Origin of the sequence: Paraburkholderia dilworthii (assembly GCF_000472525.1) — a bacterium.
In the GTDB taxonomy this organism is placed as follows: domain Bacteria; phylum Pseudomonadota; class Gammaproteobacteria; order Burkholderiales; family Burkholderiaceae; genus Paraburkholderia; species Paraburkholderia dilworthii.
This window is the reverse complement of sequence record NZ_AWZT01000100.1, coordinates 1-6,598: the sequence shown is the minus strand read 5'-3', so window position 1 is coordinate 6,598 and position 6,598 is coordinate 1. Positions and strand designations below refer to the sequence as shown.

Here is a 6,598-nt window from a genome sequence, read left to right as displayed (position 1 = left end):
AACGGGAAGTTTTATCGTCGATTCAAGGTATTGGTACGACGATCGCTCGCGGCTGGTGAAAGCTGGAAAGCGTAGTCTGACTGAATGAAAGGAGTCCGAATTACGGCATCAGGTTGGCTTAAGGCAACCTCGTTAACATACGGGTCGTCAGCATCGCGTCCAACGGCGCCGAGACGGTGACCATCGACAAAAGCGGCTCCAATCTGGCCGCGCTTAACGCGGTGAATGCCGAGCGCGAGATGCCCATCAAGGTTCGTCAGGTCAAGTATTTGGACAACATCGTGGAGCAGGACCATCGGGCCATCAAACGCCGAACCCGACCGATGCTAGGATTCAAGGATTTTAACTGTGCGCGTGTCATTCTGAGTGGCATCGAATTAATGCACATGATCAAGAAAGGACAGCTGCAATGTTCTAGCAACAGCCCGCTGTCTACCGCCCAGCAATTTTACTCGTTGGTTTCATAAGCTATCCTTCGCATATCGCCTTTGCTTATCCTGCCTGCCTTAATGCGACGGAACCTTACGGATAGCAGCGCATACCCTACTTCCGCCGTCCAACGCTCATACAGATAACAGGAGCTTGCCTTGACGCATTTTTCCCTTGCATCAGGTCCCGGTTCCGGACGCGGCACGCAACCGACCCACACTTCAAATCCCCCTGGCATTCTTGCAGGCATCGCGGAGGTCAAAGAAAATCCCACGAGCGCGGCCCTGCGGAACCGGAAGCTTTCTTCGCGCCAGCGGAAGCCGGCCCACTCTCCGTCTCGGGAGCGAAACACGAACAGATGGCGCCCATCCTCAACGCCTGGCACCCACCTCTGCAAAGTGTCAAAGCTCGACAGTTCGGCGGCGCTGGTCATTGACGCGTCCGAACCCAAGGCGCCAACCTCGATCGCGCTAACCCTGCCGAAGACTTCTTTCAAACCAGCATATAGCTCACCGTTCATGCGTCCGTTTCTGGCTTCCACCTCCTGGCGGTTGCCTTTCTCGGTATGTGGCCACAGCTCTATATGCTGGAAGACCGCCTGGTCGCCGACTAATCCCCATAGACGATTGTCGCCAGGCGGCCCGTCAGAGTGCCGCTCACCGATCGGGTAGGGAAGATTTTCGACCGGCATGCGCAGATCGCTGGGCCGCGCCGACAAGCGCAGCGGTTCGAAGGAATCGGTTGTTGTCATTTTGCGGATATCCGTTACTCAGTCTGAGCGATGCGTCTTTCTCCGGTCGCCGCCGCTCATCGTTAATGTAACTCTGTCGAGCAATTCTTATTGATCAGGTGCTTCATCAACAGGTACGTGCGCGGAATGCTAGCCGCCCGAGCGCCCCGGGTACAGCGAATCGTGGGCGGTCGGCCGCCATCCCCAGTGGCCGAGCAGCCACCAGAAGTAGCAGCTCGCCGGTCGCCACGGCGTGACGCTGACATACACTGTACAAACATACAGCATGGACAGCCCATGCGCCCCTGAGACGCCGTTTGTGCACAGCGGTCGAGGGGCGAGCAATTTCCTCGGCACGGCAACTTCGGCTTGCAATGACCGTGAGCAGACCTAGGCGCAGCCCGCACGGCAGGAGTGGAAATGGCCTTGGATGACCTGAAAGAACTGGGAATCGTCGTCGGCCGTATTGCCGATGCCGAACTGCGTAACAAATTCATTGCATGTGTCGGCAAGGTGACGCCCCGCGGCGTCAAGTCTCTCGACGGGCAGCACTGGATGGGCGACACAGCCCTGCAAGCGGCAACGCGTTGCTACGAAGAGTCAGACGCCGTGCCGAAGTAGGACGACCGGAGCCATGGTGACGCACTTGGGCATGATCACCCACGGCCGGAGAACCACGACAAGTTCGCGCGTCCACTTTCATCTATACTAATTGCATGAGCACAGCCCTCTCCCCCATTGAATCCCAATTTGCGACCGAAGAGGAAGCGCAAGCGCACGACCGTTGGTTCCGCGCCAAGGTCGAGGAAGCGCTCGCGGATCCCCGCCCTCTCGTCCCGCACGATGCGCTCTTGGCCGACATCCGCGAAGTCATCGCTGCTGCTGAAGCTAAGCGACAGTGAGCTTCCGGATCCTCTGGACCGAAAGCGCTCGCCAAGAACTGCGGGAACGGATCGCGTTTATCGCAGACCGTAGCCCCAGTGCTGCAACGAAGCTTTTCGAGCAGATCGTCGACGCGGTGGTCCCGGCGTCAGAGCACCCGTATCTCTTTCGTGAGGGCCGCGTGCCCGGCACTCGGGAGATCGTAGCCCATCCCAACTACATCGTCGTCTACCAGGTTCGGGTCGACACGATAGTTGTCGTGCAGGTCCTCCACGCCCGCGAACAGTACCCGCCGGTCAAAGCGCAGTAAGCAGACCCACCCAGCTGAAAGCCGGAGCGATCGACAGCCTGCTCACTCGCCTACGAAATGACGCCCGGAACCAGCCATGGAAAAACCTGAATTCGAGCCGCAGATTCTGGCAGATCGACAAGGCGTGTCGTTCTGGCTCGTCCGCGGAAACACCGCCGTCGAATGCATCGTCACGATTGCGGCGCTGGAGGCCCACTTCTGGCTTGAGCCGCGGGCCGGGGACGCCCGGACTCTGAGGACTTTCCGGGACGGGTACAGCCGCATCCGCGCGATCGCCGAACGGAAGCTACTTGCGCATCCGTGCGCACGCCTGGAACTGACCCGATGACTTCGAGCGCCCCCTGAACGGCGCGGGTGAATTGGGCACGTCTTCTCGGAGCATGAATAATCTGCCGGCGGCCCTTTTTTGCGCAACGCTGTTGTGGCGGAGCCAAGCCGGCCGCTGCGAGGGCCTGACCGTTAGTTGCATACCAACCGATCGGTTTGGCTCTCGGAAACGCGGCACTGCCTCCAGCACTTCTTAGCTGGAAAGGAGAATCGGCGGCCGCTGCGGTCTGTTCCTAGGTGCGAGAGCGCTCGCCTCCGCCCCTGCCTGCTCGGCTGGGTGGCGTCCGTCGATGCGCGGAAAGCCCGAAACGTTACCTGCCCTACGAGCCTGTCCCGCAATGGGCACATTGCCCCGCCAACCCGATCTTGCACCGGGGACGAACCGCGGCACTTCAGCGGACGGCTAGCTGAACGGTCGGGCGGCCGGCGGTGATCCGGAAGGACGGCAAGTCGGCCATTGCTGACGCTCGCCGTTCAGCTGCAATAAACCGCTTTGCTGTCATTCGCGATGAGATGCAATCGAACGTCACCTCTAGGAACGGCGAACGAGTCTTGACGACCCTTCTCTGTCGTTCCACTCAGGCCGCAGTAGCGACCGCTATCGTGTGTAAAGCGGCCTCTGCCTGCCCGCGTGGGCGGCTTTTGCGCTCATGCAATGAGCCTAGCCCATCAGTCGTCCACGCATCATCCATAGGTTGCTCGGGGCGAACAGCGTGTGCAACTCTGCGGGTTCTTCATCAAGCCGCGATAGCGCACCTTTAGATGCCACCGTGCGCGGCGATGAACATGGCGACGGCCGACCGGCAATAGGATTCGATTTCGTTGTCATCCTCTGCTCTCGCCTCATCGAAGCGTGCGACAAGCAGAAGATCGGATCCTTTGAAAAGCGCGGCAAACAAGCGGGCGGATCGGAGAGCATCGGGTACGTTCAGAATCGCTTTCGCGTGCAACTGACGCAACACGGCCTCGATTTGGGCGATGACATGGGCGGGCCCGGCTTCGTAATGGAGCTTGCTTAACGACTTTTGATTCGTCTTGTCGGCCAAAACCATGGCTTCGACACTGCGGACGTCCGGGCTCAACAGCGTGCGAAGCAGGGATGATCCCACCGCCACGAGCTGATCTTCGGCTGAACCGTCGACGCTTTCAGAAAGGGCCTGGGGTGCAAATTGATGGCAGTGGGCCACCATGGCCGCGCTGAACAGCGCCTCCTTGTTCTCGAAGTGCCGATAGATGCTGAGCTTGGATATCTTCGCCCGCTGCGCGACCTTGTCCATGGTCGTCGCTTGAAAACCCAATTCCACAAAGAGTTCGCAGGCGGCGTCGACGATCGTTTGGCGAAGCGCCTCGTTGGCGGGCCGGCCGCGCCGGCCCTGGCTATTTTCGGTCACGACAATTCCAGTACTTGACAGTATCCAAATTGGTGCATTACGATACCACGCAGTATCGCAATGTGCAAGCCAAGGGCAGGTTTCCCCCGGGCCGCCCGGCGATATCGAGCGGCATTGTCGGGCTGGTCAATACAGCCATGGGCAACTTTCTTGCCAATGTCGAAGCCGTGCTCGCTGACCGTCTCAAACGCGTATCGCCGGACGATGTTGCACACCACGCCCAGCCCAACCTTCCATCCACAACACGGAGCCCATCACCATGAATGACGTCATCATCATCGGCGGCAGCTTTGCCGGCCTCGCCGCCGCGCTGCAGCTCGGCCGTGCCCGCCGCAAGGTCACCGTTCTCGATACCGGTCGGCCGCGTAACCGCTTTGCCGGCCACTCGCATGGCCTGCTCGGCCACGATCACAAGCCGCCGCTGGACATCCTGGTCGAGGCGCGGCAGCAACTGGCGCGCTATCCAACGATCAGCCTCGTCAATGCCCGGGCCGAGAGCGTGTCTGGCGCCATCGACGATTTCTGCGTCGTCACTGACGATCACGAAAGCCTGAGGGCGCGCCGCGTGATCCTGAGCTATGGTGTCGCCGACCAGATGCCTGATGTTCCGGGCTTTGCCGAAAGCTGGGGCACGTCCATCGTGCCCTGCCCCTATTGCGACGGCTTTGAAGTCGCCGGCCAGCATTGGGGCCTCGTCTGGTCCAGCCCGCAGTCGCACCAGTCTGCCAGGCTGTTCCGCGATTGGACTGACAAGTTGACTGTCTTCGCCGATGGTCATGACATTGCGCCCGATATCCAGGTCGATCTGGCGCGCCGCAACATACCTGTCGTCGATGGCCGGATCGTCGAGATCGCCCATCACAAGGGCCATATCAACACCGTCAATCTCGATACCCGCCGCAATGTCGCGGTCGACGTCCTGTTCGCCCATCCGCGCAACAAGCCGTCCGCACGCCTGCATGAATCACTGGGCCTCGCCACGGTCGATACGCCCACCGGCATCGTCCTCAAAGTCGACGAGCGCCGCCAAACCAGCATGCCCGGCATCTACGCCGCTGGCGACCTCGCCACGCCCTTCTTGCCCTCGCTCACCCAGGCTTCATCGCAGGGCGCGATGGCGGGTATCTTCGCCCAGCAGTCGATGGTGGTTTGAGAGCACAGATCCTTGTTGCGTCGTCGCCTTCGAAAAGGTTGGCGTAAATCGACGCGGCGAAAGGCGGATCGTCGAGTCAAGGAGATGACATGGCAAAGCAAAGTGCTGATCAGGTGGGTGACTGGAATGGTCAAAGCGGGGAGCGCTGGGTCGCCAACCAGGCCCGGCTCGACGCTCTGGTGGCGGTGTTCGGCCAGGCCGCGATCGAAGCCGCCGCGCCCGCGACGGGTGAGCGCGTGCTGGACATCGGCTGCGGCGCGGGTGCGTCAAGTCTGGCTCTGGCCGCTCGCGTCGGCGCGGGGGGCCAAGTGCTGGGCGTGGACATATCCGAACCGCTGATGGATCGAGCGCGCGCGCTTGCGCGCCACGATACGCCGGCCCTGTTTCAGGTGGCCGACGCCAGCAGCACAGAGCTGCCCGAAGGCGCGTTCGACATTCTGTTCTCGCGTTTCGGCGTGATGTTTTTCCCCGATCCGACAGCGGCGTTCGCCCATATGCGACGCGCGCTCCGGCCGGGCGGCCGGGTCGCTTTCGTCTGCTGGCGCGGTGCGGCCGAGAACGATTGGATGCGACTGCCGGTGGGCGCGCTCAAGGACATCGTCCCGCCGAGCGCGCTCGCCGATCCCGAAGTGCCCGGCCCGTTTTCGTTCGGCGACCGGGAGCACGTGGCGCGCATCCTGACGGCGGCCGGTTTCACCGAAATCTCGCCCTTCGACGCGGCCGTCCCATTCGGCGAGGGCGAAACGCGGGACGCGGCGATCGACGACGCAGTGAGGATGACGCTTGAGGTCGGCCCGCTGTCGCGTGCGCTCGCTGGTCAGCCCGACGACATCCGCGCCCGTGCCTCCGCCGCAGTTCGTGCCGCCTTCGCGAGCCTCCCCGGCGAGGGGTCGGTGATGATCAACGGCGCGGCATGGGTCGTCATGGCACGAAATCCGGCAAGCTGACAGGTTACGTCGACCAATGTGTCAGAACCGGCAACTCCTCGTGTCTCGGGGAGGGTCTACCTTGAGCGCCGAACGGCCGGAACGCGGTGCTGATTGGCCATTGAGGGCGAAAAGAGCAGTGGCTCTTGATGGCCCAGAGTGTGTCAAAACGGCTGGCGACTGGGAATTGACGAAACCTGTCTCGGCGCAGGTCACGGCTTTTCGATTGCGGCAACCCAAACGTCAAATCACGGTCGAACACATCGCAAAGGGTCAACAACCCCGTACGGGCATCACGCCCTCATCGCCTTCATAACCGCTTCTGAACCGAGTAGCTTGATCGCCCGCTTCATGTTGTACGCCAGCACCTGCAAGCTCATCTCCGTGCTCACCCGCCCGATGGTCCGTGTCAGGAAATGAGTGGCACCCATCCATGCCTTGATCGTGCCG

The 6,598-nt window shown here is 61.4% G+C and carries 7 protein-coding genes and 4 pseudogenes; 7 read left to right on the top strand and 4 right to left on the bottom strand.

The features are described 5' to 3' along the window. Nucleotides 1-149 precede the first annotated feature (149 nt). A pseudogene (locus F759_RS39750) lies at nucleotides 150-467 on the top strand (DDE-type integrase/transposase/recombinase); the annotation flags it as partial. Here the strand turns inward: F759_RS39750 and F759_RS0134850 are convergent. After that, entirely contained in the window at nucleotides 449-1,180 is a 732-nt protein-coding gene (locus F759_RS0134850) for a hypothetical protein (RefSeq protein ID WP_027803835.1), read from the bottom strand. The pseudogene F759_RS39750 and the gene F759_RS0134850 overlap by 19 nt on opposite strands. Nucleotides 1,181-1,579: 399 nt before the next feature. Between F759_RS0134850 and F759_RS0134845 the strand changes: the two genes are divergently transcribed. The 4 genes and pseudogenes from F759_RS0134845 to F759_RS39745 all read left to right on the top strand — a co-directional run. Beyond that, complete coding sequence (locus F759_RS0134845) at nucleotides 1,580-1,780, top strand: hypothetical protein (RefSeq protein ID WP_027803834.1); 201 nt, start codon at nucleotides 1,580-1,582, stop codon at nucleotides 1,778-1,780. Nucleotides 1,781-1,875: 95 nt separating this feature from the next. Further along, a complete protein-coding gene (relB, locus tag F759_RS0134840) occupies nucleotides 1,876-2,061 on the top strand; it encodes a type II toxin-antitoxin system RelB family antitoxin (RefSeq protein ID WP_027803833.1) in 186 nt (61 codons plus the stop codon). Next, a complete protein-coding gene (locus tag F759_RS0134835; RefSeq protein WP_027803832.1) occupies nucleotides 2,058-2,351 on the top strand; it encodes a type II toxin-antitoxin system RelE/ParE family toxin in 294 nt (97 codons plus the stop codon). Before relB ends, F759_RS0134835 begins: the two co-directional genes overlap by 4 nt. A 76-nt stretch (nucleotides 2,352-2,427) precedes the next feature. Further along, a pseudogene (locus tag F759_RS39745) lies at nucleotides 2,428-2,692 on the top strand (DUF1488 family protein); the annotation flags it as partial. A gap of 647 nt (nucleotides 2,693-3,339) precedes the next feature. Here F759_RS39745 and F759_RS42700 read toward each other — a convergent pair. Both F759_RS42700 and F759_RS0134825 read right to left on the bottom strand, forming a co-directional pair. Then, nucleotides 3,340-3,449 (bottom strand): annotated as a pseudogene (locus F759_RS42700) (IS5/IS1182 family transposase); the annotation flags it as partial. Beyond that, nucleotides 3,437-4,069 (bottom strand): TetR/AcrR family transcriptional regulator, encoded by a 633-nt coding sequence (locus F759_RS0134825; protein ID WP_027803831.1) that lies wholly within the window; start codon nucleotides 4,067-4,069, stop codon nucleotides 3,437-3,439. The pseudogene F759_RS42700 and the gene F759_RS0134825, both read right to left, overlap by 13 nt. Nucleotides 4,070-4,328: 259 nt before the next feature. Between F759_RS0134825 and F759_RS0134815 the strand changes: the two genes are divergently transcribed. Both F759_RS0134815 and F759_RS0134810 read left to right on the top strand, forming a co-directional pair. Beyond that, nucleotides 4,329-5,222, top strand: coding sequence for an NAD(P)/FAD-dependent oxidoreductase (locus F759_RS0134815; RefSeq protein WP_027803830.1), 894 nt, complete (start codon nucleotides 4,329-4,331; stop codon nucleotides 5,220-5,222). A gap of 89 nt (nucleotides 5,223-5,311) precedes the next feature. After that, nucleotides 5,312-6,169 (top strand): class I SAM-dependent methyltransferase, encoded by an 858-nt coding sequence (locus F759_RS0134810; protein WP_027803829.1) that lies wholly within the window; start codon nucleotides 5,312-5,314, stop codon nucleotides 6,167-6,169. Between the two features lie 272 nt (nucleotides 6,170-6,441). Here the strand turns inward: F759_RS0134810 and F759_RS42695 are convergent. Then, a pseudogene (locus tag F759_RS42695) lies at nucleotides 6,442-6,598 on the bottom strand (IS5/IS1182 family transposase); the annotation flags it as partial.